The sequence below is a fragment of the Vibrio sp. 10N.222.52.B7 genome, assembly GCF_041474275.1.
Taxonomy (GTDB): Bacteria; Pseudomonadota; Gammaproteobacteria; order Enterobacterales; family Vibrionaceae; genus Vibrio; species Vibrio crassostreae_C.
Genome location: NZ_JBFRTU010000350.1, coordinates 1 through 532 on the forward strand (window position 1 = coordinate 1; position 532 = coordinate 532).

Below are 532 nucleotides of genomic sequence, written 5' to 3' on the forward strand. Positions count from 1 at the left end.
TGCTTTAAACTTACCAAGCCCTAGTACACAAGTTTCTCTGAATTGGTTACTGACATCGGTTGATCACGCCTTGGTGAAACAACGCAATGTTGGTGGTGCGATTCATATCAACTGTCCGTTCCCAGAACCTCTATATTCTGCGAATAGCGCGGAAATGTATACGGAATACACATCCAGTGTCGCTGGGTGGAAATCGGGAACAGGTTGTTACAGCCAAACGTTTTTACCTAATCAAGTGAATACACAACCGATTGCTCCAGGTGAGTATCTTGGGCGTAAGGGTGTGGTTATTCTCGGTTCGCTCGATATTGAACAAGCGACAAAAGCTCAGCAGTTTGCCACTACATTAGGTTGGCCAGTTTTTTGTGACCCTCAATCAGGTGTCACAAGTGATTGGAAACATTATGATCTGTGGATGCAGAGTGATGTAGCGAAAGAACAACTTAACCAATGTGATTTTATCCTTCAGTTCGGTGAGCGCATTGTTTCTAAGCGCCTTAATCATTGGATAAAGTCGCAAGCATCATCATTC

At 43.8% G+C, this 532-nt stretch carries 1 pseudogene; it reads left to right on the plus strand.

The features are described 5' to 3' along the window. Positions 1 to 532, plus strand: a pseudogene (locus tag AB4512_RS23165) (2-succinyl-5-enolpyruvyl-6-hydroxy-3-cyclohexene-1-carboxylic-acid synthase); the annotation flags it as partial.